The sequence below is a fragment of the Enterobacter sp. SECR19-1250 genome (assembly GCF_013391025.1).
Classification (GTDB): Bacteria; Pseudomonadota; Gammaproteobacteria; order Enterobacterales; family Enterobacteriaceae; genus Enterobacter; species Enterobacter cloacae.
Genome location: NZ_JACASJ010000269.1, coordinates 1 through 1167 on the forward strand (window position 1 = coordinate 1; position 1167 = coordinate 1167).

1 protein-coding gene is annotated in these 1167 nt (G+C 60.8%); it reads right to left on the reverse strand.

The genetic code is table 11. The features are described from left to right. Window positions 1-40: 40 nt before the first annotated feature. Window positions 41-1167 (reverse strand): RHS repeat-associated core domain-containing protein (locus tag HX884_RS26525; protein WP_256737207.1); only part of this gene is annotated, 1127 nt, incomplete at its 5' end.

A 1167-nucleotide genomic window follows, 5' to 3' on the forward strand; every position in this document is an offset into this window, starting at 1 on the left:
GCGTGATCTGATCCTTCAACTCAGCAAAAGTTCGATTTATTCAACAAAGTCGGCTCAACCCCCACGGATCCACCCAACCCAGCGCATTCGGCGCATACTGGTAAAGATTTATCCCTCCCGCCAGCCCTATCGGGTCCTGCTGCGTAAACCGCCCGCAGTCCGGGTCGTAATACCGGAACAGATTGTAGTGCAGCCCTGTCTCACGGTCCAGGTATTGCCCCTGCATCCGCAGGTTCTGGGAATATCCTGATAGCTGCGTCTCGCTTTCCCGTAGCAGCTTGCCCCAGGCGCTGTTAACGCCTTCCCAGCGCACCTGCCCTTCGATATCCGTCATCCGTTCCGGCGTACCGTTCGGCTGGCAGTGGAACCAGAAAATCTCCGGAGCATCAACGCCGTCAATACGTGCCAGCGGATCGTAGCTGTCCTGATCGCTGTAGACATAGGTCAGCGGCACGTCTCCATGCAGCTCCTGCAGCAGGCGGAACCCTTCCCAGACAAACCGGGTGGTGACGGGCTTACCGGTTGCCTGTCCGCCCAGTATCTGCTGGCGCGTTTTGCTGATGCGGCGTCCAAGCGGATCGTAACGGAAGCTGACCTGCGTCTGCGGCCTGTTGCGATCCCGCGGCTGGCTGATCACTTCCGTCAGGCGGTGTTCACCGTCGTACCGGTAGTGCCAGCGGGTCTGGCCGTTATCCTTCTCCACGGTGCGGCCGTGGATGTCATAACGCCAGCGAATGCCATTCAGCTGCGTCAGGCGGTTGTGCGTAACCTTCTCAGCAGATCCGTCGAGCGGGTTACCGGCCGCATCCCAGCGCCACTGCTCCTGCCCGGGCAGCGTGCCGTCCTGAACCAGCAGGCGCCCGGCGCTGTCGTACTGCCAGCGGTACCAGCTGAACGGGTTATCGTCCCGTTCTTCCCGCACCAGATTATTGCGGTAGTCGTAATCCCAGCGGCGGGTCCAGCGGCGTGGTGACGGGCGCTGTGCGTTGCCGGTGAAGACATCCCGGCGATGAAGCCGACCTAAACGGTCGTATTCGCTGCGGGTGGTGAGCAGCCCCTGCGTGCGGCTGGTCTCCCGATGGAGTTCGTCGCGGGTAAAGTCGGATACCGACAACGGCTTTGTTGAATAAATCAGATTTCGGGTAAGTCTCCCCCGTAGCGGGTTGT